This is a genomic window from Botrimarina colliarenosi (assembly GCF_007859955.1).
In the GTDB taxonomy this organism is placed as follows: domain Bacteria; phylum Planctomycetota; class Planctomycetia; order Pirellulales; family Lacipirellulaceae; genus Botrimarina; species Botrimarina colliarenosi.
Genome location: NZ_SJPR01000001.1, coordinates 1,035,839 through 1,057,606 on the forward strand (window position 1 = coordinate 1,035,839; position 21,768 = coordinate 1,057,606).

Here is a 21,768-nt window from a genome sequence, read left to right on the forward strand (position 1 = left end):
CCGCTGACCGTTCCTAGACCTATGTCGCACGAAGCCCCCGGCCACCACATCTCGAGCCCGCAATTGCTGTGGGCGACCTTCGCCGCGTTGGTGGCGTTGACGCTGCTGACGGTCGCCGTATCGACCGTCTCGCTGAAAGACTTCCCCGTCCAGTATGTCCTGCCGATGGTCTACGACCATCCGATGGACGTGTCGTGGCTCGACATGCCGATCACGCTTGGCATCGCGACCGTCAAGGCGCTGCTCGTGGCGGTGATCTTCATGCACCTGCAGCACGACAAGCTGTTCAACAGCGCGATCCTCATCGGCGCGATGGTCTTCCTGGTGCTGTTCCTCGGGATGACGGTGCTCGACAGCCACGAGTACGACCCCCAGATCGACAGCTACCAGCAAGACCGGGCGGCCGAGGCCAATCCGTAGGACTGGCTTAACCCGCGCCGACGGCCCCCACCCCGGTCGGGGCCCGCCGGTCTTTACCGGAAATGTGGCGCCGCTCACGCAGCGAGGCCGAGCGCCCCGCCGATCAGGAAAGACAGATCGCCTGTCCTTTCCCCGATCGTCGGAGTCGCTGCCGTGTCTCGCCTGGTCCTCCCGCTCATTGTGGTTGTCTGCGTCCTCGCCGGCGCAGTCGCTCAGGCCGAATGGCCGTTCTTCGGCGCCAAGAAAGCGCCCGCCGAGATCGCCTGGGTCGACGGGACGGCCGACGCCTTCGTCGCCGCCCGCCAGACGGGGCGCCCGATCTTGGTCTACGTCACCGCCGAACAATGCGGCTTCTGCCGGAAGATGGAGCGCGAGACCTGGAGCGACCCCGCTGTCGCGGAGTTGGTCGCGGCCGGGTTCGTGCCGCTGAAGCTGAACGCCGATCACCACCCCGACGAGGTGGCTGCCCTCCGCATCAAGGCGTACCCGACAACGGTGCTGGTCTCGCCGCAAGGCAAGCCGTTCGCCGGCCGGGCCGGCTTCCTCGGGCCCGAGAAGCTCGCCGAGCTGCTGCAGCCGGCGGTCGCGACGAACGAGATCCGCCAGCCGCTGAACTAAGCCTTCAAGCGCGCGTAATCCTCCTCCCTTTCAGGGAGGGGCTAGGGGAGGGTGGATCCGTTCAGGACAGGACAGCCTTCCTGTGAGGAACGCCCCGACCCTCCCCAGACCCCTCCCTGAAAGGGAGGGGGAAAGCTGTTTCACTTGCCGCCTTCGCTCGAAAGCCGGCCGACGCTCGATTCGAAGTACTTGCCACGACGGCGAGGCGTCTCGACGTCCTCGGCGCGCTCGTGCCGTTCGCGGAGGTCGTCGACGCTCGCGGTGCACCAACGGCACCCGACCACCTCGAGGTGGAACGTGACGTAGTCGCCGAGTCCCTCGGGCAAAACGCCGAGCAGGTGGCTGCCGAGCTGTTCGCGCGACGGGCAGGTGAGCCGGTTGCGGCGCCAGACCTCGCCGAGCGAGTGAAGCCCCGCGTCGCGCCCGGCGACGAGCGTGGCGAGCCGCTCGCGCAGCTCGTCATCCGCGCGGAGCGCCGCTTCGATCGCCGCGATCCGCTCCGGTGCGATGGCTTCGTCGAGGTAGGCGTGCAGGTCGGCGTCGGAGAACATGCTGTAGGGTCCGCTGTGCGGTCCGTGCGATGGATTCGGTTTTGTCTTGTCAGTTTCCACTTCGAACCGCCAGCCACGGTCCGCACGGCGGACCCTACACCAGCTCGGGAAACACGCCTTCGTCGAGCCCCTGTTTCTTGAGTCGTTTCTTCAGGTTGGCGAGGAAGTCGAACTTGAAGTTGGCGACCTGCTGCTCGGTGAGGCCGACCGCCTCGGCGACTTCCTTGTTGCCCATGCCCCGGACAAACAACAACTCCATCGCCTTGATCTTGGGCCAGTCGTCGCGGTCGCGCCAGATCGCAACCTGTTCGGCGAGCGCTTCGGCGAGGGCCTCGGCCTCGAGGGCGCGGCGTTCGCCGCTGCGGGCGATCGTGCTCGCCTTGCGGTCCGAGCCGGGCAGGTCCCAGGCGCCGCCGTCGTCCGAACCGTCGCCGTCGGTGCTGCTGAGCGTGACGGCTGGCCGCCGGCCTTCGCGCCGCAGGTGGTCGGTGAGCTTGTGGGCGGCGATCGAGAAGAGCCACCCTTCGAGCGGCCGGCGGGCGTCATAGTTGGGGAGGCTCGTCAGGAAACCGATAAAGGTCTCTTGGACGACATCCTCGCTCGCGGCCGAGCGGCCGTACCCCAGCCGGCTGCGGACGAACGCCAGCAGACGCCCCTCGAACTCGTCAATCAACCGCCGCCACGCGTCGGGCTTGCCACGCCGGATCTCGACCACGAGCAGCGACTCGGGCGACGGCGCCGCGTCGTTCGTGTCAACGCAGCGGTCGGGCATTGGCGAGAGAGGTCGGCTCGGCGAGGGAACGGATGGGGCTCACAAAGAGTATCGGCCGGCAGGCGTCGCGATGCAAACCAAGCAAGCGAATCGCCCTCTCAAATTTTTCTAGGGAGCCCTAAGCGCCAGCGCCGGGAGTTGAATCGGGTACTCGCTCGACAATCTGTGTACCCGGGGTCACTCCCGGCGCTGGCGCTTAGGGCTCCTGACTTCTCATTGCGAGGATTTGTTCGCGGCGCCACTCCCGCCCGCTCGGAGCAGCATGTGGGCGAACGCCACTAGCGTGAGGACGCCGGCGCCGCCGAAGGCGACGCCCGTCACGCCCCGGCGGCGTTGCAATTCGGCTCGGAGTTTCGCGGTGGCTTCGGAAAGCACTGCTCGTTGTTCACCATTTACTTCGGCGAGGACGTACCTCAGATGGACTTCGCCGACCGACGTGTCTCGTGACTCGTTGTGGACGGCGACGACGTACTGCGCCGGGTCGGCGGCCCCGTTGGGAAGGCCATTGGCGCCGGGGGCGATTTCCTCGAGCCAATCACGGACCGCTTTGTCGGCGGCGTGACGGCACGCGTCGGGGGTGGTGAAGGGGCCGACGGCGATCATCCGCTGATGGGACGCGACATCGCCGTTGACCCACCCGGGCCTCTGCTGGTCGTCATCGGGCTCGACGGCGTCGCTCGTCACCTTGCCCAAGTCAATCTTTGGCGCCGCCGCGGCTACCTCTTCGAGTTCGGCGTCGGTCGCGACCTCGGGCAACGGCGGTATCGGCGCCTGTGGCGTATCGGGCGTATCGGGCGTTGAGTCGATCCGAACCAGGGCGGGCGTGCCGCCGAAGTCCTTTCTTATCTCGGCAGCTCGGTAGCTCACCAAGAGCGTCAAGAGAAAGCCCGCTAGCAATAGCAACACGGGAATCGCCAGGAGGACGCCCCAGCGTTTATGTCTTGCCGCGGCGACAAGACCGACCAGCAAACTTCCCACGATGGCCATCGCCACGAGGCTGGCGATCACGATTGTGATCACGGTTAACCAGCTGGGTTCAATTGTTTCATGCATCGTAAATCCCTCCTCCCTCGCCACGGGCCAGCGCGGCGCGGCGGCTGGGGGGACACCAGGGGCTGCTGACCTGTACCGCCAGGGCGATCATGCCGGCGAGCACCAAGCCGGTCGGTTGCGGGAACCAAGTCACAAGCGTGACGAGCCACGCCCCCAAGCTGGTAAGGGCGATCGACCACAGGCTGACGCGGCTCCGCCGGATGTAGTCGGTCGAACGCCACCATCGCACCAAAGCGAAGAGGCCGCCGAAGAAAGCGAGCGATGCGACGGCCGGGACCGCGACAGCGTGGCCTTCGACGGCCACGCCGCTGTAGAGATCGATATTGAAGAACCCGTTGAGCGCAACCTCTCGAGGGCTGAACCCCCAGTCGCCCGCGTAAGGGAGCTGCACACCAAGAAAGCTCGCCAAGCCGAACCCGACGGCGCCGAGCGCCATGCCGGCGAGCAGGTTCATACCGCGGCGCGGCAGGTGGTCCTCGACGTGCGTCTCGGCGACGCCGCTGGCGATCAGCACGCCCCACGAACCGAGCGTCCCCATGACGGCAAGCCAGGCGCCGAGCCCGACCGGGTCGGCGGGCGTCCCTTTTGCGAGCAACGGCGCCGCGATCGCGGCTGCGATCGTCGCCACCAGCGCCGAGCCGAGCATCGAGCCGGTCAGGCTTGTGGCCTTCTGCCGCAAGGAACGCGCCGAACGGAGCTGCATCGCCGCGAGACGCCAGTTGTAACGGGTCCGCCGCGGCGCCGAGGGTTTGACCGGGCGGTCGAAGTGAGTCGTCTCATGAAGACTTGCCGCCGCTTGGGGGGCGCCCGACTCTTTGAGGAACGCCGACCAGATGACGTAATAAACCAAGTAGAACGGAAGCACCGCCGCGGGGAGAGCGATCGCCGCTCCCGAGAAGACGAGCAGCGTCACCGCGCCGAACAAAATCAGCGCCTTGCCAAGCGGCGGGACCGCGAGCGCGCCCCACCAACTGCGGATGCGGTGCGACTCGTCGACGAGCGCCTGCCAAAGCGGCTCACGCTGCGGCGTGGGAAAGTTGGTGTGCGGCGGAGAGCTCACCGGCACCCAGTGCCGGATCGGACCGTACACCAACTCGTCGCTAATCCCCCCGGAGCGTTTATTGTGGGGCGGGCCCTGCGCGGCGCCTGGTTGAGCGCTCGCCGCATTGGTCTCGGTTGCGCTAGGCAGCATCGCCAGCATCTCTTCGACGCTCGATAGCCGCAGCTCGGGGTCCTTGGCCAACGTGCGCGCGACGATCGTCCGGTAGGGCTCGCCGACGCGCGACAGCTCGGGCTCGGCCGTCAGGTGCTTCATCAGCACCTCGCCGACGCTCTCCCCCTCGAAGGGCACGCTGCCGGTGAGCATCTCGTAGAGGACGATCCCGAGGGCGTAGGTGTCGATCTCGCGGCCGTAGCGTCCGCCGGCGATCTCGGGCGCCATGTAGTGGACGGTGCCGACCGACTCGGTCTGGCCGCTGCGGCGGCTGGTCGAGATGAACTTTGAGAGGCCGTAGTCGCCGATTTTGACGCGCTGTTCGATTGGCCCGGCGGCGCGCTCGAGGTAGATGTTGGCCGGCTTGAGGTCGCGGTGGACGATGCCGCTGGCGTGCAGGTAGCCGACACCCGCCGCGATGCCGCGGAGCCACGCGATCGCTTCCTCGATCGGCATGCCGTCGGGAGAGCGGTTGATGGCGTCCTCGAGCGACTCGCCGGCGACGTACTCCATGACGACCCACTGGTCGTCGGCCGAGTCGCTCCGCAGGTCGTACAACGCGACGAGGTTCGGGTGCTTCAGGTTGAGGCACTGCCGGACGCCGCGGAGTTCGATATCGAGGTTGCGGCGGATGAGCTTGAGGGCGACCTCTTTGCCGGCGTCGCTAGTGGCGAAATAGACCTCGCCGAAGCCGCCACGGCCGACCCCGCGTTTGATCGTGTAGCCGTCGAGCGGCTGGTCGCCTGTCGCGTACTGGAACTTCGCCGCGCGGCGCCCCCGGCTGCCGTCAGTCGACCCGTCTTGGCCACTCGGACCATCGGCCTGGTCGTTCGCGGCGGGCGCTTCGCGGTGCATGGCGTGCCGTCGGCGGAGAAGGGTGGGGGCGAACATTTAGTTTAACCGGTGAGGCGTCTCAATTTCCCCCTCCCTTTCAGGGAGGGGTCGGGGGAGGGTGAATCCGCTCAGGACAGGGGCTTTCCTGTGATGAACGCCTTGACCCTCCCCTAGCCCCTCCCTGCAAGGGAGGGGGATTTTATGGCAGGTGGTGTAGCTCCTTCACGCCTCTAGCACCTGTTCGACGGTGAACGCGAAATCTTGCCCCTCGATTCGACTTCCCGGCACGATATTCACGGGGCCCGCCGCTGTTCGGCAGACCAGCCCCGCGGGGCTGCGGAAAAGGATCGCCTCTTCCCGCCAGTCGGAGCAGCGGATGTGGCTGTGCGGCTTGGGGCCCAGAATGCAACTCTCGGCCATCAGCAGCACCGCGTCGGAAGCGGGGACGGTGCGGTGCCCGCTCTCGACGGTGAGCAGCGCCGATGCGCTGAGCGCATGAGGACGCCGGAAGCGCACGGCAACCGCCCCGAACTCGAGGAGAGCGCCGTCCTCGATAACGGCGGGGCCATCCAGTTCTCGGCCATCGAGCCGGGTGGGGCCGTAAGGCGTGAGCACGTAGCGGCCACCGCTGCGGGCGAGCCGGGCGTGGCGACGCGACAGGTCGGCGAGGATCGGCAGGTCGGGGCCGTCGCTCGCTCCGATCCCCGGTTGGCCGATCACCAGCTGCTCGGCGAGCGTCACCAGGTAACCGCCGACGCCATCGACCCACAGCATCTGCTGGTCACGTCGCGGCGATGCCGAGGGTTGGCCGGTCACGGTTTGATCCTCGGGGGCGCCGCCGGCGCGGGTGGTGTCGCGAAGTCGCAAGGAGATTTCCGCGACACTGCTCGCCGGCCGCGATGCGGCGTACCACTGGGTCGGCTTGTCGTCGGCGGCCAGAGGCATGGTACGCGGTGCGGGAGGTGAGAGGGGGGCGGGAGAATCAAAGAACTCCGGGAGCTGACGCTTCCCGGCTAGCTAGACAGCGAGCCGGAGAGCGTCAGCTCCCGGAGCAACCAGTCACAATCAGTCCAACTGAATCGTCGCCGAGACGGCCGCGACCTTGCCCCCCTTAGCCGCGGAGACGGTTACGGTCGGGTCACCGAGCCCGAAGTAAGCGGCGACCTGTTCACGCACGTCGTGCGATTCGGCCGGGTCGAGCTGGATCTCGCCAGGGAACGTCGTGTCGGCGTTCGCCAGCCGCGACGCCACGTCGAGCCGCGAGCGGATATCGGCGATCAGACCCTTGGCCCGCGACAGTTGGCTCTCGTCGAGGGCCACGACATCGTTCGACGCCTGGGCCACCTCGACCAGCTGGCGTTTGGCCTCGAGGTTCATGATGTCGGTCTCGAGCTCCTTCTGGGCGGCGATCATGGCCGTCAGTTTCTGGCGGGCCGCGTCGAGGTTCGCCGTACGGGCCTGCTGCATGTCGCGCAGGTGCTCGAGCGTCTCGTCGGCCACCTTGTGGCGGGTGAACCGCCGCGACAGGTCCTCGACCACTTCGCAGCGGTCGTAGTTGTGGCCGGCGTAGCGGAAGACGTCGCGGTCCTCGGTGAGGTCCGACTGCAGCCGCATGATCTCGTTCTTGCTGCGGTCGGCCTTCTCGGCGGCGGTTTCGATCTTCTCGCCGAGCCGTTCGAGCTCGATCTCTTCCTTGGCGATCACTTCCATCGAGTGACGCACCTCGGGGGCCAGGTTGCGGACCATCTGGCGGGCGCGGTCGAGTTGGAACTCAACTGGGACGGCCCGCTCGACGGTTGCGCTGGCTCGGCCGAAAGCGGTGCTGAGGTAGCTGAAGGCGTCACCGCCAACCGTGAGGCCCCCGAGGAGGCCGAGGAGCAGCGTCGAAACAACAATTTTCTTGAGCATGGTTGGGTTCCCCTTCGCGGTGGGACGGAGTAGGTCGGGCCCCGGGGCGGGGTCTCGGATGGCTGAAAGGCCGCAAAACACGGCCCACAATCAGCACTTCGCGGCCGCGGCGGGCATCTTGCCGCTACGGAGCCAAAAAAAGCGGCCTGCGGAAACCAACCGGGCTGAGGGCGCCCTCTGGCGGGTGGGGCGATAGAATAGGAGCCGTCGCTACCGGACGGACTCCGAACCCCGACCCCTCCGCAATCCATGCCCCACGCTCGCTTGTTGCTGTCGTTGCTGTTGTTCGCCCCGCTCGGTCTGGCCGGCTGCGCCGATGGGCCCGTGAAGCCCGACCCGGCGGCGGTGAAGACGCTCCGCGAGACTTTTGTTCTCTCCGACGAACCGGCCGCCGCGGTGACACCCCTCGCTTGGCGGGAGGCTCAGGAGGCCGACCAGGAGGCGGAAGAGTCGCCTTCGGACCGGGTCGTTCTGACCGGTATGGTGGGCGGCATGCCGAACCCCTGGGGCGCCGAGAACGAGCTGGAATTCCCTTGGAAAGCGGGGGAGGCGACCTTCTTCCTGGTCGATCCGGCAACAGCCGAGGAGTTTTCATCGCACGCGACGGAAGAGGGGATCGAGCACGCTGAAGACTGCCCCTTCTGCTCCCGCGAGGCCGCCACGAAGACCACCTCGATCGCCGTGGTGACCTTCCCTTCGACCGACGATCCGTCGAAACCGGCGGCGGTCGACGCCCGCGACCTGTTCGGGCTTAAAGAGGGCGACACCGTCGTCGTTCAGGGGATCGCCAGCGTGAAAGGGGGCGTCCTGATGGTCGCTGCCGATGGCCTCTACCGCCAGCCGTAGGCCTCCCAGCCAGACCTCTGGGATGAGGTAGTTTTGAACGTACCCTCCGCGGCCCACGCCCCCCCGCCTGCCTTGCCCGCAACGCCCCCGCCGCCGACCGACGCCTGGGTCGATCTGTCGGACTACACGCCGGGGGACTACCGCCCCGGGCGGGGGAAGCTGACGCAGCTCGTCTGGTACTTCCTCAGCGTCCTGTTGTTCGAGTCGGGCTGGCTCCCGGCGAGCGGCCCCAAACGGGCGCTGCTGCGGGCGTTTGGGGCGACGATCGGCCGGAATGTGACGATCAAGCCGAATGTGCGGATCAAGTACCCCTGGCGGCTGAAGGTGGGGGACCACGTCTGGATCGGCCAGGAGGCGTGGATCGACAACCTGGGCGATGTCCGGCTGGGGAGCCACGTCTGTCTCTCGCAGCGGGCCTATCTCTGCACCGGGGGGCATGACCACCGCCGGAGGGGTTTTGGCCTGCTGGTCGGCGATATCACCGTGGGGGAGGGCTCCTGGATCGGCGCGGCGGCTACCGTCCTAGGCGGGGTCACCATCGGCCCCAATGCTCTGATCGCCGCCGGCAGCGTCGTGACGAAGGACGTCGCGGGCGCCCAAGTCGTCGGAGGCGTCCCCGCCCGCGTGCTCGGTGACCGCGAGCCCCCGACCGCCTAGACCCCACTGGCGGTTGTCTGCTGGCAACGCCTGTGGCGTTTCGGCGACATCGGGAGTGGATGAACTTGTCGATTTTTCAGGCAGGCGTGCAACTCCGAACCGCTCGACAGCGTCTAATAGCCGGAATCTGCCGGGGATTTCCCCCTCGAAGTAGAGTTTGGCCCCATCGAAGGGGGTTTGGCCCGGCAGTTGCCCAGAGGTCTGCCCCGGGAAGCGGCGGAGTCCGCGTCCCGAACTATCGACCAGAAGGTGGCGTCGCGCAATAATCGCGGACCGCTACGAGAGCTCGCATCAAGGACGCACCCCGTGACGTTGTCGTCGTTAGTCTTCTCCGAATACCGCATCGCCACCTACGCCATCGCGTTGGTGGTTGGGTGGTTGGTGTCGCTGGTGATGACGTCGATTGTCCGTCGCGCTAGCATCAAGCTTGGCTTTGTCGACAACCCGGGCGGCCGCAAGACCCAGGCGAAACCGGTGGCGTTGGGGGGCGGCGTCGCCGTTCTCGGCGGCGCCTTGGCGGCGGCGGCGGTTGCGTTTCTGTTCGCCGACTTCGCCCTCACGGTGACCTTCTTCGGCCAAGACGCCCGGCAGCTAGCGGGCCTCGCCCTAGCGGCTTTCGCGACCCTCGTGCTGGGTCTCTACGACGACGCCCGCGACCTCCGCGGGCTCTACAAGCTGATTGGCCAGGTCGGCATCGCCGGCGTGCTGGTCTACTTGGGCTTGAAGATCCCGATGCTTTCGATCTTCGGCTCAGACGTCGAACTTGGGTGGGTCTCGATTCCGCTGTCGATCTTCTGGCTGGTCGGGTCGACCAACGCGATCAACCTGCTCGACGGCATCGACGGGCTCGCCTCGAGCATCGGCATGGTGCTCTGCCTGACGCTGGCCGCGATCAACGCCTACTTCGGCCAGTTCCCCGAGGCGGTGGTGACCCTCGCGATGGCGGGCGCCCTGTTCGGCTTCCTGCGGTTCAACTTCGCCCCGGCGAGCATCTATCTCGGCGACGCCGGCAGCATGGTGATCGGCCTCGTGATCGGAGCGATCGCCCTCCAGACGAACCTCAAGACCCCCGCCTTCGTGGCGATGGTCGTGCCGCTCGCGGTCTGGGCCGTGCCGATCCTCGATTCGGGCGCCGCGATCGTCCGTCGCCGGCTGACCGGCCGCAGCATCTTCGCCCCCGACCGCGGCCACCTGCACCACGCCCTGTTGTCACGGGGCTGGACCGTCAGCCAGGCGTCGCTCTTCATCACGCTCATCTGCTCGGTGACGTGCCTTAGCGCCGTGTTGGGCGTGATCTGGCAAAACGAGCTCATTGTCGTCGTGACGGTGGCGATCGTCGTCGTCTTCCTGATCAGCAGCCGCACCTTCGGCCACGTTGAGTTTGAGCTGCTCCGTAATCGCCTGCGAGAGAGCGGGATATCACTCCGCTCGAAAGAAACCCGCGAAGACCGCGCGCAGCACGGTACGGTCCGCCTACAGGGCTCGCACGAGTGGGGGGTAATGTGGGACTCGCTCGTCGAGTCGGCGCCGGGCTACGGGCTCACCAAGCTTCAACTGACGATCCATATGCCCGCCGTCCACGAGGCGTTCTACGCCAGTTGGCGGGCGCCCAAGACCTCCAAGCACACCGCCGACTCGGTCTGGCGTCTGTCGCACCCGCTGCTGGTGGACGGGGTACCGGTCGGCAAGCTCGAGGTCGCCGGCGTGGCCGACGACCCCGATCGCTCGACGCTTTCCCAGATCACCCAGGTGCTCGACTTCCTCGAACCGATCGAGGACGACATCCGCCAAGTCAAAGAGTCGCTCACCCATGCCGCCGCTGCGAAGCGGGCCCAACCCGCCCCGCCCGTCGCCCACCTCGAAACCTCGCTAGCCGGTCGTTAACACCGCCCGGTCGCCCAACGCTCCCCCCGCCGGCCCGCTATCATGAGGGCCCCGTTCGCGGCCTCCGCGCCGCCCTCTCCTCCCGCTCTCCCCCATCCTTCCGCTCGCCATGATCGATCGTACGCGCCCGGTGTTTCTCTCCGGCCATCGTGGGATGGTTGGATCGGCGTTGGTGCGCCGCTTCGAAGCCGCCGGCTTCGAGCGGGTCCTCACCGCCACTCGCCGTGACATGGACCTCCGCGACCAGCACCAAGTCGACGCCTGGTTCGAAGAGAACCGTCCCGCCTACGTCGTCCACGCGGCCGGCACCGTCGGCGGCATTCACGCCAACCGCAGCCGCCCGGCCGACTTCCTCTACGACAACCTGATGATTCACGCGACGGTGCTCCACGCCGCGCACCGCACAGGCGTCGACAAGCTTCTTTACCTAGGGAGCAGCTGCATCTACCCGCGTGATTGCCCCCAGCCGATTCGTGAAGAGTATTTGCTGACCGGCCCGCTCGAGGCGACCAACGAGGCGTACGCCATCGCCAAGATCGCTGGGCTCAAGTCGTGCTCAGCGTACCGCCAGCAGCACGGCAGCAACTTCATCTCGGCGATGCCGACCAATCTCTACGGGACGAACGACAATTTCGACCTCGCCAACTCCCACGTGCTGCCGGCCCTGATCCGCAAGTTCCACGACTGCCGCTTGGCGGCCGAAGCGAGCGGCGCCCCGGGCGAGGTGACCGTCTGGGGGAGCGGCCGCCCGCGGCGTGAGTTCCTCCACGTCGACGACCTGGCCGACGCGTGTCTCTACCTGATGGATCACTACGACGGCGAATCGACGATCAACGTCGGCACGGGCGAGGACCTCACCATCGCCGATCTGGTCGACCTCGTCCGCCAGGCGGTCTACCCCGAGGCGACCGTGTCCTACGACGCCTCGATGCCCGACGGCACGCCCCGCAAGCTGCTCGACGTCTCCAAGTTGACGAGCCTGGGCTGGAAGGCGCAAACCGCGCTTTCTGCGGGCATCCCCGCGACCTATGCTTGGTTTCTTGACCACGTTGAAAACGCCGACGCCGTCCGCGGCGTGGCCGCCACCTGATGGTGAATTGAAGAAAGGGGATGTCGGAGATAAGGGGAGATTAAAGGGATGGTGGCGACCGACGGTCGCCGGCTTCTGTATCCAGAACTCAGAATTCAGCAGCTTCCCGTCTTTTCTAATTCCTTAACCGACTTAGTTCTTTAGGCTTCCATCTGTCTTCGAGTCAACCTTTCGAACCGCCATCCCCCTGCCCCCACCCGTCCCCCCGTCTCCCTTCCTATAGCGTCCTTCTAATAGAAGCGTCCTACCGAGGTCCCTCATGGCTCGCGATCCGAAGCAGAAAGTCGCCCTCATCACCGGCATCACCGGCCAGGACGGCTCGTACCTCGCCGAGTTGCTCCTCGAGAAGGGCTACGAGGTCTGGGGCGTCATTCGCCGCAGCTCGTCCTTCAACACCGGTCGCATCGACCACCTTTACGAAGACCCGCACGTCGAGGACCGCAAGCTCAAGCTCTGTTACGGCGACCTCGCCGACAGCTCGTCGCTGCAGCGGGTCCTCAGCCAGTCGCAGCCCGACGAGGTTTACAACCTCGGCGCCCAGTCGCACGTGAAGGTCTCGTTCGACATCCCCGAGTACACGGGCGACGTCACCGGCCTTGGCACCGCGCGTCTACTCGGCGCGATCTACGAACTCGGACTTCACAACTGCCGCTTCTACCAAGCCTCCAGCAGCGAGCTGTACGGCAAGGTGCTCGAGACGCCGCAGACCGAGTCCACCCCATTCTGGCCTCGCAGCCCCTACGCGGTCGCCAAGGCCTACGCCTTCCACATGACCCGCAATTACCGCGAGTCGTACGGCCTGTTCGCGGTCAACGGCATCCTCTTCAACCACGAGTCGCCCCGTCGCGGCGAGACGTTCGTCACGCGCAAGATCAGCCGCGCCGCGGCCCGCATCAAGGTTGGCCTGCAAGAGCGGCTCTACTTAGGAAATCTCGACGCCAAGCGTGACTGGGGCTTCGCCGGCGACTACGTCGAAGGGATGTGGCGGATGCTGCAGTCCGACACGCCGGACGACTACGTCCTGGCGACCGGCGAGACGCATTCGGTCCGCGACTTCTGCGACTTCTGTTTCAACGACATCGGCCTGCCGCTCGAGTGGCGTGGCGAAGGCGTCGATGAAGTCGGCGTCGGTCCTGACGGCCAGGTCTTGGTGCAGGTCGACCCCAACTACTTCCGTCCCGCCGAGGTTGACTTGCTGTTGGGCGACCCGTCGAAGGCGAAACGTGAGCTCGGCTGGGAGCCGACCGTGACGGTCGAAGAGCTCGCCCGCATGATGGTCGAGCACGACTTGGTGCTTGCCGGCAAAGAGGCCGCCTCCAGCAGCGCGAGCCCCGTGACGTGAGCCGCGAAGCGTCGTCGCTAGCCAAGCGTCCGCGTGTCCTGATCCTCAGCCAGGTCTACGTCCCCGACCCGACCGCTGTCGGCCAGTACCTGGCCGACGCGGCCGAGGCGCTTGTCGCGCGGGGTAATGACGTGCGTGTCATCACTTCGGCGCGCGGCTTCGACGATCCGACGCAGAAGTACCCGCTCCGCGAGACGCTGGGCGGCGTCGAGATCGTGCGGATGCCCTTCGCATCGTTTGGCAAGAAGACGATCGCCCACCGGTTGGCCGGGATGGTGGTCTTCCTTGCGCAGGCGCTCGTGCGGGGGCTCTTCACGCCGCGACTCGGCGCAATTCTGGTCAGCACGTCGCCGCCGCTGGCGTCGTTCGTGGCGGTGATTATCGGCTTCGTGCGACGGGCCCCCATCACCTACTGGGCGATGGACCTCAACCCCGATCAGATGATCCAGCTCGGCAGGATCAAGGAGACGGCGCTCTCGGCGCGCGTCTTCGACTGGTTCAACCGACGCATCTTGCGGAACGCCGCCCACATCGTCGCGCTCGATCGCTTTATGGGCGAGCGGCTCTGCCGCAAGCACGACGTCTCCGACAAGCTGACGGTGATGCCCCCCTGGCCGCACGCCGAGCACGACGGCGGCGTCCCCCACGACGAGAACCCCTTCCGCCGTGAGCACGGACTCGAAGGCAAGTTCGTCGTTATGTACAGCGGCAACCATGCGCTCACCAATCCGATCGAGACGCTCCTCGACGCGGCCGTGCGGATGCAGGACCGCGAGGACCTGGTCTTCATGTTCATCGGCGGCGGCGTGCGGAAGAAGTCGGTCGAAGCGACGATCGCCCAGCACAAGCCGACGAACCTGATCAGCCTGCCGTACCAGCCGCTCGAGTCGATCCGCTGCTCGCTGTCGGCGGCCGACGTCCACCTGGTGACGCTGGGCGACGCGGTCGTTGGCTGCGTCCATCCCTGCAAGGTGTACGGCGCGCTGGCGCTCGGACGGCCGATCCTCTACGCCGGCCCGTGGCCGAGCCATGTCACCGACCTGTTGAGCGAAGACGACCCGGCCGCGCGGATCGGGTGGAGCGTCGAGCACGGCGACGTGGACGGCGCCATCCGCGTGATTGACGAGATCCGCGCCCTGCCGCCGGCAGAACTCGCCGCCATGGGCGAGCGGGCCGCGGCCTTGGTGCGAGAGCGGTTCGACACCGGGCGGATGATTAACCAGTTCTGCGACACCATGGATGCGACGATTAAGAAGTAGCAGCGAGACATCGTAGGCGCTCCTGGCGTCTTGGCGGTTCCTGTACAATCGCCCCATGGACGCACTCCATTGGCGGATCGGCATCGACGAAGCGGGCTACGGCCCGAACCTGGGGCCGCTGGTGGTCGCCGCGACGGCGTGGCGGACGCTTTCAAAGGACGACCTCTACGAGAGTCTTGTCGACGCGGTCACGCCGACGACGCCGCGTGGCGACGAACGCCTTTTCATCGCGGATTCGAAGGCTGTTTACGCCCCCAAAGCGGGTCTAGCGCAGCTCGAGCGGGCTGTCTACGCCGCCTTTGGCCAGCCGCATTGTTGGAAGGAACTCATTACCTGTCTGGGCGCCGACCCTAACAAAGAAATGGCCAAAGCGCCGTGGCGGGAGGGATTCGACCCGCCGCTGCCGTGCCACGCCGATCCGACCGACATCGCCGCTGGCGCCCGGCGGCTGCGCGAAGTCAGCGAGTACGCCGGGGTCGCGACGCCGCGGGCCGCCGCCCGACTCATTTTCCCGTCCGAGTTCAACCGCCTCGTCGCCGAGCACGGCACGAAGGGCGCCGCGCTGTCGCACGTCTCGATCGGCCTGGCGCGGCGGCTCTACGACATGGTTATCGAGGAGGGCGTCTCCTGTGCGTTCACCTTCGACAAGCACGGCGGCCGCAACCGCTACGGACCTCTGCTGCAGCAGCACTTCCCCGACAGCTGCGTCGAGACGCTCGACGAGGCCCGTCCGGTCAGCCGCTACCGCAGCGGCAACGGCCTGACGTTCGCCTTCCGCACCAACGGCGAGACCGAGCTGCCGGTCGCCCTGGCGTCGATGACGGCGAAGTTGCTCCGCGAACTGGCGATGCGGGGACTCAACGCCTTCTGGACGGCGCACATCCCCGGCCTCAAACCGACGGCCGGTTATCCCGTCGACGCGAAGCGCTACAAGCAAGCGATCGCGGCGAAGCAGGCGGAACTGGGCATCGAAGACCACCTTCTCTGGCGCGAGCGGTAACCATGATTGTCTACCTCGCCCGCCACGCCTGGGCCGGTCACTACGGCGACCCCGCTTGGCCCGACGACTCGCAGCGGCCGTTGACTGACGAAGGGATCGAACGCTACCGGCGGATGGTCGAGCGGCTCGTCGAGGGGGGCTTCGCCCCCGAACGGATCGCTACGAGCCCGTATGTCCGTTGTGTCCAGACCGCCGAGTTGCTCGCCGAGGCAACGGGCGCGCCGATCGAGTCGTTTGCGGAACTCGCCCCGGGGGCCACGTCGATCCCGCTCTTGCGTTGGTGCGAGATCGCCAGTTCGGAGCGGGTCTGTCTCGTAGGCCACAACCCCGACTTGGAGTCGATCTCCGCAAGTTGGCTTGGTGACGACGACGCCTCGATCCGCTTTGCGAAGGGAGCCGTCGCCGCCGTCCGCTTCGATGTCCCGCCTCCCGAGCCGGGCGATGGGACGCTCCTCTGGCACGCGACGGCCAAGCTGCTCGGCGTCTGACGACAGCGGCGCCAGCGTCGGGGCGCCAGCATGGGGGCGTCAGCCGGTCTTCCGGCGCCGCGCGCCCCCGGCTACCGTTCCGTCCGATGAACGAACAAGACGCCAACGACGAGGGACCCGTAACGCTGCCGATGTCACGGCTGCGCGCGGCGTTCGAGCGGATGCTCGACAAGCCGAGCAACGCGTCGCCGGCGCCCGATCCCGACGCCGTGACCCCCGAAGGGATCGTCGAGGCGGTGCTGTTCGTCGGCCGCTCGGACGACGCCCCGATCTCTGCCGAGGCGATCGCCGCGGTGATCCGCGACGTCTCGGCAGCCGACGTCGACACCCTCATCGAGCGGCTCGACCAACACTACGACGAAGACCACGCCGCTTGCCGCGTCGAGCGGTCGCCGGCAGGCTACCGATTGGTGCTCGCCGAGGCGTTCGCCGACGCGCCCGACCGCCTCGGCGGACGCGTCCGGGCGTCGCGACTCTCGCCGGCGGCGCTGGAGTGCCTTTCGGTGATTGCTTATCGGCAGCCGATCGCCGTTGCGGCGATCGACGCCCTCCGTGGGGGGGCGAGCGGCCCGACGTTGCGGCAACTCGTACGCCGTGACCTTGTCCGCTGCGACGAGCCGTCGGAAGGCGATGAGGGGCCCCGCTACGCCACCACGGACCGCTTTCTACAGCTGCTGGGCCTGTCGAGCCTCCAGCAATTGCCGCGCGTTGAGGAACTCGACGACTGACCAGGACCCTTCGCTTGGGGGTGGAGCGGTACGGATTGCCGCACGCCGGGGGTTGCTTCGAAGCGTCCCGCATGACAAAACCGTGAGGCAGTTTCCAGGGGCCCGTCCGAAGACGTGGCCCCCTTGCCGTTAGGGGCCGGCCGCTCGAGCGTCGCCGGGTCCCCTTCGCCGAAGGTCGATTCGCCGAAGTTCCTGTCGCCGAGGTCTTGCCGCGATGCCCGGGCCGCTCAACGCCGGCGAACTCCGTCAGCTGACGCTCCGCGGCGGCGTGGCGATCGCGCCGTCGGTGCTGGCGTGTGACTTCGCCCGACTCGGGGAAGAGATCGCCGCAGTCGAGGCGGCCGGCGCCACGGTGCTGCACCTCGACATCATGGACGGCCACTTCGTCCCGAACCTGTCGATCGGCGTTCCCGTGGTGCGGGCCATCCGCCGCATCACCGACTTGCCGCTCGACGTGCACCTGATGCTCGACAACCCGGCCGACTATGTCGAGCCGTTCCGCAAGGCGGGCGCCGACATCCTGACGGTCCACGCCGAGGTGCTCGACGACCCGCGGCCGCTGCTCGACCGCATCCGGTCGCTCGGCGCCGCCGCAGGGTTGTCGATCAACCCGCCGACGCCGATCGAACAGATCGAGCCGGTCCTCGACGCGGCCGATCTGGTGCTCGTCATGAGCGTCATGCCGGGCTTCGGCGGCCAAGCCTTCAATCCCGTTGCGCTCGACAAGCTCCGCTGGCTGCGGGACCATCCCCGCTGTAGCGCGGTTCTCGAGGTCGATGGCGGCGTCAACGACGAGACGGTCGCCGCCTGCACCGAAGCGGGCGCTGAGCTGCTGGTGGCGGGCACCGCGGTGTTCGGCGCCGAGGACGGCTCTTCGGACTACACCCAGCGGATGAGCACGCTCACGAAGTTGGCGGAAGCCGGCTGTCGCGGGGCGTGAATCCGTTCCTTCTGAGATCCTTGTGATGCTCAAGTTTCTGCTAGTCCGTCCGGGCGCGACCGAGTTCGACCAACAGGGTCGGATCCAGGGGACGCTCGACATCCCGCTGTGCGAAGACGGCCGCCGTCAGACCGAGGAAGCGATCGTCGGCGTCGCCGCCGAGAACCCGACCGCCGTCTACACGTCGCCGTGCCAGTCGGCGCGCGAGGCGGGCAAGATGATCGCCGAGGCGGTCGGCGCCCAGAACAACACAACGGTGAAGTCCAAGCCGCTCGAGAAGATGGTGAACCTCAACCACGGGTTGTGGCAGGGGATGCTCGTCGAAGAGGTCCGCACCAAGCAGCCCAAGGTCTACCGCCAGTGGCAGGACCAGCCGCACACGGTCTGCCCTCCGGGGGGCGAGACACTGCTGCAGGCCAAGGCCCGCGTCGGTGAGGCGCTCCGCAAATTGCTTAAGAAGCACAAGGAAGGGACCATCGCCCTGGTCGCGCCCGAGCCGTTGGCGAGCGTCGTGCGGCACGTGCTCCACCACGACGAGGTGACCGGCCTCTGGAAGGGCTCGGAGCGTTGTGGCCTGTGGGAGGCGATCGAAGTCGTCGAAGAACTGCCGACCGGTGTGGCGTGAAGCGTGCTTGGCGAGCGGGGCGAGGCCGCTATCGCCAACAGATGAAGGGTTCTCAGCGCCCGGTAGCCTGCCTTAACGGCGCCCGAGAATAGCGCCCGCCGCTCAAGGTCCGCTCTTGCGCTTTGGTGGCTGTATGCATTGGGCGCATTCCTACCATCTGGTCGATGCATTGGTCGGGTCATAGGCTAAGCCCCTATAGTTGAGATCCTTGTCCGACGCTTGCGTCGGCCTGAGTCCCATCTCCCCGCTCTTTTCGAAAGAGGAACCATATGTTCGTGCGTCCGTTGTTGCTGATCTCGGCGGTGTTGACGCCGCTCGCCGCGCTCGGAGCCCCCAGCGCGGGCGCCGACGTCGCCAAGTGCCCGGTGATGGGCGACATGATGGATGTCACAGCCCGCGCCACCGCGGCGGGGACGTACACCAATGGCGACTGGTGGCCGAACCAGCTCAACCTCCAGATCCTGCATCAAAACTCGGCCAAGTCGGACCCGATGGGCGCGGACTTCAACTACGCCGAGGAGTTCAAGAAGCTCGACCTCGAGGCCTTGAAGAAGGACATCGACGAGCTCATGACGACCTCGCAGGACTGGTGGCCGGCGGACTACGGCCACTACGGCCCCCTATTCATCCGGATGGCCTGGCACAGCGCCGGGACCTACCGCGTCACCGACGGACGTGGCGGGGCGGGCTACGGCACCCAACGCTTCGCGCCGCTCAATAGCTGGCCCGACAACGCGAACCTCGACAAGGCGCGGCGCCTGCTCTGGCCGATCAAGCAGAAGTACGGGCGGAAGATCTCGTGGGCCGACCTGATGGTCTTCACCGGCAACTGCGCCCTCGAGTCGATGGGCTTCAAAACGATGGGGTTTGCCGGCGGACGGGAAGACGTCTGGGAGCCCCAACTCGACGTCAACTGGGGGCCCGAGACAACCTGGCTTGGTGACGAGCGCTACCACGGCGACCGCGAACTCGATAACCCGCTCGCCGCGGTGCAGATGGGCCTCATCTACGTCAACCCGGAAGGCCCCAACGGCAAGCCCGACCCGCTCGCCGCCGCCAAGGACATCCGTGAGACGTTCGGCCTCATGGCGATGAACGACGAAGAAACGGTCGCCCTAATCGCCGGCGGGCACACCCTCGGCAAGGCCCACGGCGCCGGGAGTGCGGACAACGTCGGCGCCGCGCCCGAAGGCGCCAGCATCGAACAGCAAGGCCTCGGCTGGAAGAATAAGTTTGGCAAGGGCAACGCCGAGTCGACCATCACCAGCGGCCTGGAAGGCGCCTGGACCTCGACTCCGGCCAAATGGTCCCACGATTACTTCGACAACCTGTTCAGCCACGAGTGGGAACTGGTGAAGAGCCCGGCGGGGGCCCAGCAATGGCGCCCCGTCGATGGCGCCGCGGCCGGCACGGTGCCCGACGCGCACGACCCGTCGAAGTCGCACGCGCCGATCATGTTCACGACCGACCTCGCCCTTAAGATGGACCCGCAGTACGGTCCGATCTCGCGCCGCTTCCACGAGCACCCCGAGGAGTTTGAGGAGGCGTTCGCCAAGGCGTGGTACAAGCTCACGCACCGCGACATGGGCCCGGTCTCGCGCTGCCTGGGGCCGTGGGTCGCCGAGCCGCAGCTGTTCCAGGACCCGGTCCCCGAGGTCGACCACGAGTTGGTTAGCGACCAGGACATCGCGAGCCTGAAGCGCAAGCTGCTCGACTCGGGGCTTTCGACCTCCGACCTGGTCGCGACCGCTTGGGCGTCGGCGTCGACGTTCCGGGGGAGCGACAAGCGCGGAGGAGCCAACGGCGCGCGGATCCGCCTGGCGCCGCAGAAGGATTGGGAAGTCAACGAACCTGCCAAGCTCGCGAAGACGCTCGAGAAGCTGGAGAAGATCCAGAAGGACTTCAATAGCGCCCAGTCGGGCGACAAGAAGGTCTCGCTCGCCGACCTGATCGTGCTCGGCGGATGCGCGGCGGTTGAGAAGGCGGCCAAGAAGGCGGGCCACGACGTGGAGGTCCCCTTCACGCCGGGCCGCACCGACGCGACGCAAGCGATGACCGATGTCGAGTCCTTCGCCCCGCTCGAGCCGACCGCCGACGGGTTCCGCAATTACTTCGGCAAGGACCTCGACCGCCCCGCGCCGGAGAAGCTCATCGATCGGGCGAACCTGCTGACGCTGACCGCTCCGGAAATGACGGTCCTCGTCGGCGGCTTGCGGGTGCTCGACACGAATGCCGGCAAGTCGCAGCTCGGGGTCTTCACCAAAGAGCCCGGCGCGCTAACCAACGACTTCTTCGTCAACCTGCTCGACATGAGCAATGAATGGCGCCAGTCGCCCCGCTGCGAGTTCTTCTTCGAAGGACGCGACCGCGAGTCGGGCGACGTCGTGTGGACCGCGAGCTCGGTCGACCTCGTGTTTGGCTCGAACTCGCAGCTCCGCGCCATCGCCGAGGTCTACGCGAGCGAAGACGCGCAGGAGAAGTTCGTCAACGACTTTGTCGCGGTCTGGAACAAGGTGATGGAGCTCGATCGTTTCGACCTCGATCCCTCTTTCCAAGACGGCGGGAAGTCGGTCGCCATGAACCGACGCTAGGCGCCCGGCATTCCGACGGCGGCGGCGCGGGGTTAGGCTCTTTCGGTGCCGTACCTCGCCCTGCTCGCCGGTTGCCTCGCCTGTTCGACCTCGGTCCTGTGGATCAAGCTGTCGCACGTCGACCCGGTGCTGCTCACCGGACTGCGGCTGGCGATCGCCGCGACGGCCTTGGCGCCGTGGGCGGTGCGCGACTGGCGGCGGCATCGGGCCGAACTCAATTGGACCCACCTGCGTGACTCGGCCCTCCCCGGGTTGGTGCTGGCGGTCCATTTTTTCAGTTGGATCTACGGTGCGCGGCTGACGCTCGCCACCAACGGGTCGCTGATCGTCAACTTGACGCCCATCGCCACGCCGTTCCTGCTGGCGGCGTTGTCGAGCGAGCGGGTGACACGGCGCGAGGTGATCGCCACGCTGTTGGCCGCCACAGGCCTGCTGATCTTGTTCGTCACCGACTTCCGGTTGTCGGCCGAGACGTTCTACGGCGACGTCGTCTGCCTCGGGTCGATGGTGCTGTTTGCGCTCTACCTGGTGCTGGGACGCAAGTTTCGCCATCACCCGACGACGATGCTGTACGTGACGCCGCTCTACGCGATCGCCGCGGCGGCGTCGTTCGGCGTCGCGGCACTGGTTGGCAGCCCCTGGCCGACCGACTGGCGCGCCGAGGCGCCGTGGGTGCTGCTGTTGGCGTTGCTGCCGACCATCATCGGCCACTCGCTGCTCAACCGCGCGATGCGACAGATGCGTGGCCAGGTCGTGGCGGTGGTGAACATGTCACAGTTCGTCTTCGCCGGGATGTTCGCTTGGATGGCGCTCGGCGAACGTCCCCACGCGGCGTTCTACCCGGCGGCCTTCTTGGTCGTCGCCGCGGGCGTGGTCGCTGCCGGGGCCGGGTGGCGGTGGCGACGATCCGCGCGGGCGGTCAGCGACGCGACGTAGTTAATTTGGCAAG

The 21,768-nt window shown here is 67.0% G+C and carries 21 protein-coding genes; 15 read left to right on the forward strand and 6 right to left on the reverse strand.

Going from position 1 to position 21,768, the window contains the following annotated elements:
* Nucleotides 1–21: 21 nt before the first annotated feature.
* Nucleotides 22–420, forward strand: a complete 399-nt coding sequence (locus Pla108_RS04000) for a cytochrome C oxidase subunit IV family protein (protein WP_146443240.1) — start codon at nucleotides 22–24, stop codon at nucleotides 418–420.
* 153 nt (nucleotides 421–573) lie between these two features.
* Nucleotides 574–1,038 carry a thioredoxin family protein gene (locus Pla108_RS04005; protein WP_197526224.1) on the forward strand — a complete coding sequence of 155 codons (465 nt, stop codon included), beginning with the start codon at nucleotides 574–576 and terminating at the stop codon, nucleotides 1,036–1,038.
* A 140-nt stretch (nucleotides 1,039–1,178) separates the two neighbouring features.
* On the opposite strand, the gene Pla108_RS04010 is transcribed toward Pla108_RS04005, so the two are convergent.
* The 6 genes from Pla108_RS04010 to Pla108_RS04035 all read right to left on the reverse strand — a co-directional run bounded on the left by Pla108_RS04010 (nucleotide 1,179) and on the right by Pla108_RS04035 (nucleotide 7,369).
* Nucleotides 1,179–1,589, reverse strand: a complete 411-nt coding sequence (locus Pla108_RS04010) for an anti-sigma factor family protein (protein WP_146443243.1) — start codon at nucleotides 1,587–1,589, stop codon at nucleotides 1,179–1,181.
* Nucleotides 1,590–1,683: 94 nt separating this feature from the next.
* Entirely contained in the window at nucleotides 1,684–2,361 is a 678-nt protein-coding gene (locus tag Pla108_RS04015; protein ID WP_146443245.1) for an RNA polymerase sigma factor, read from the reverse strand.
* Between the two features lie 213 nt (nucleotides 2,362–2,574).
* Nucleotides 2,575–3,414 (reverse strand): hypothetical protein, encoded by an 840-nt coding sequence (locus Pla108_RS04020; RefSeq protein WP_146443247.1) that lies wholly within the window; start codon nucleotides 3,412–3,414, stop codon nucleotides 2,575–2,577.
* The gene (locus Pla108_RS04025; RefSeq protein WP_146443249.1) at nucleotides 3,407–5,518 is read right to left on the reverse strand and encodes a serine/threonine-protein kinase; all 2,112 of its coding nucleotides are present in this window, start codon (nucleotides 5,516–5,518) and stop codon (nucleotides 3,407–3,409) included. The genes Pla108_RS04020 and Pla108_RS04025 overlap by 8 nt, the downstream gene beginning before the upstream one ends.
* Nucleotides 5,519–5,683: 165 nt before the next feature.
* Nucleotides 5,684–6,406 (reverse strand): FHA domain-containing protein, encoded by a 723-nt coding sequence (locus Pla108_RS04030; RefSeq protein WP_146443251.1) that lies wholly within the window; start codon nucleotides 6,404–6,406, stop codon nucleotides 5,684–5,686.
* Nucleotides 6,407–6,526: 120 nt separating this feature from the next.
* The gene (locus Pla108_RS04035; protein ID WP_146443253.1) at nucleotides 6,527–7,369 is read right to left on the reverse strand and encodes a hypothetical protein; all 843 of its coding nucleotides are present in this window, start codon (nucleotides 7,367–7,369) and stop codon (nucleotides 6,527–6,529) included.
* A 249-nt stretch (nucleotides 7,370–7,618) separates the two neighbouring features.
* Between Pla108_RS04035 and Pla108_RS04040 the strand changes: the two genes are divergently transcribed.
* The 13 genes from Pla108_RS04040 to Pla108_RS04100 all read left to right on the forward strand — a co-directional run bounded on the left by Pla108_RS04040 (nucleotide 7,619) and on the right by Pla108_RS04100 (nucleotide 21,755).
* Entirely contained in the window at nucleotides 7,619–8,215 is a 597-nt protein-coding gene (locus Pla108_RS04040) for a hypothetical protein (RefSeq protein ID WP_146443255.1), read from the forward strand.
* 33 nt (nucleotides 8,216–8,248) lie between these two features.
* Complete coding sequence (locus Pla108_RS04045) at nucleotides 8,249–8,872, forward strand: WcaF family extracellular polysaccharide biosynthesis acetyltransferase (RefSeq protein WP_231934282.1); 624 nt, start codon at nucleotides 8,249–8,251, stop codon at nucleotides 8,870–8,872.
* 306 nt (nucleotides 8,873–9,178) lie between these two features.
* On the forward strand, nucleotides 9,179–10,756 hold the full coding sequence (locus tag Pla108_RS04050) for an MraY family glycosyltransferase (protein WP_146443257.1): 1,578 nt from the start codon (nucleotides 9,179–9,181) through the stop codon (nucleotides 10,754–10,756).
* A 109-nt stretch (nucleotides 10,757–10,865) separates the two neighbouring features.
* Complete coding sequence (locus Pla108_RS04055) at nucleotides 10,866–11,846, forward strand: GDP-L-fucose synthase family protein (protein WP_261342506.1); 981 nt, start codon at nucleotides 10,866–10,868, stop codon at nucleotides 11,844–11,846.
* 259 nt (nucleotides 11,847–12,105) lie between these two features.
* Nucleotides 12,106–13,188 carry a GDP-mannose 4,6-dehydratase gene (gene gmd / locus Pla108_RS04060; protein ID WP_146443259.1) on the forward strand — a complete coding sequence of 361 codons (1,083 nt, stop codon included), beginning with the start codon at nucleotides 12,106–12,108 and terminating at the stop codon, nucleotides 13,186–13,188.
* Nucleotides 13,185–14,447, forward strand: a complete 1,263-nt coding sequence (locus Pla108_RS04065; protein ID WP_197526225.1) for a glycosyltransferase family 4 protein — start codon at nucleotides 13,185–13,187, stop codon at nucleotides 14,445–14,447. The genes gmd and Pla108_RS04065 overlap by 4 nt, the downstream gene beginning before the upstream one ends.
* A gap of 55 nt (nucleotides 14,448–14,502) precedes the next feature.
* On the forward strand, nucleotides 14,503–15,447 hold the full coding sequence (locus Pla108_RS04070; RefSeq protein WP_146443263.1) for a hypothetical protein: 945 nt from the start codon (nucleotides 14,503–14,505) through the stop codon (nucleotides 15,445–15,447).
* 2 nt (nucleotides 15,448–15,449) lie between these two features.
* Nucleotides 15,450–15,935, forward strand: coding sequence for a SixA phosphatase family protein (locus Pla108_RS04075; RefSeq protein WP_146443265.1), 486 nt, complete (start codon nucleotides 15,450–15,452; stop codon nucleotides 15,933–15,935).
* 86 nt (nucleotides 15,936–16,021) lie between these two features.
* Entirely contained in the window at nucleotides 16,022–16,663 is a 642-nt protein-coding gene (scpB, locus tag Pla108_RS04080) for an SMC-Scp complex subunit ScpB (RefSeq protein ID WP_146443267.1), read from the forward strand.
* A gap of 214 nt (nucleotides 16,664–16,877) precedes the next feature.
* Nucleotides 16,878–17,603 carry a ribulose-phosphate 3-epimerase gene (rpe, locus tag Pla108_RS04085; RefSeq protein ID WP_146443269.1) on the forward strand — a complete coding sequence of 242 codons (726 nt, stop codon included), beginning with the start codon at nucleotides 16,878–16,880 and terminating at the stop codon, nucleotides 17,601–17,603.
* A gap of 25 nt (nucleotides 17,604–17,628) precedes the next feature.
* Complete coding sequence (locus Pla108_RS04090) at nucleotides 17,629–18,228, forward strand: histidine phosphatase family protein (RefSeq protein WP_146443271.1); 600 nt, start codon at nucleotides 17,629–17,631, stop codon at nucleotides 18,226–18,228.
* 269 nt (nucleotides 18,229–18,497) lie between these two features.
* Nucleotides 18,498–20,819: a catalase/peroxidase HPI gene (gene katG, locus Pla108_RS04095; protein ID WP_146443273.1), complete on the forward strand. Its 2,322-nt coding sequence runs from the start codon at nucleotides 18,498–18,500 to the stop codon at nucleotides 20,817–20,819.
* Nucleotides 20,820–20,864: 45 nt separating this feature from the next.
* Nucleotides 20,865–21,755, forward strand: coding sequence for a DMT family transporter (locus Pla108_RS04100; RefSeq protein WP_146443275.1), 891 nt, complete (start codon nucleotides 20,865–20,867; stop codon nucleotides 21,753–21,755).
* The last annotated feature ends 13 nt before the right edge of the window (nucleotides 21,756–21,768 follow it).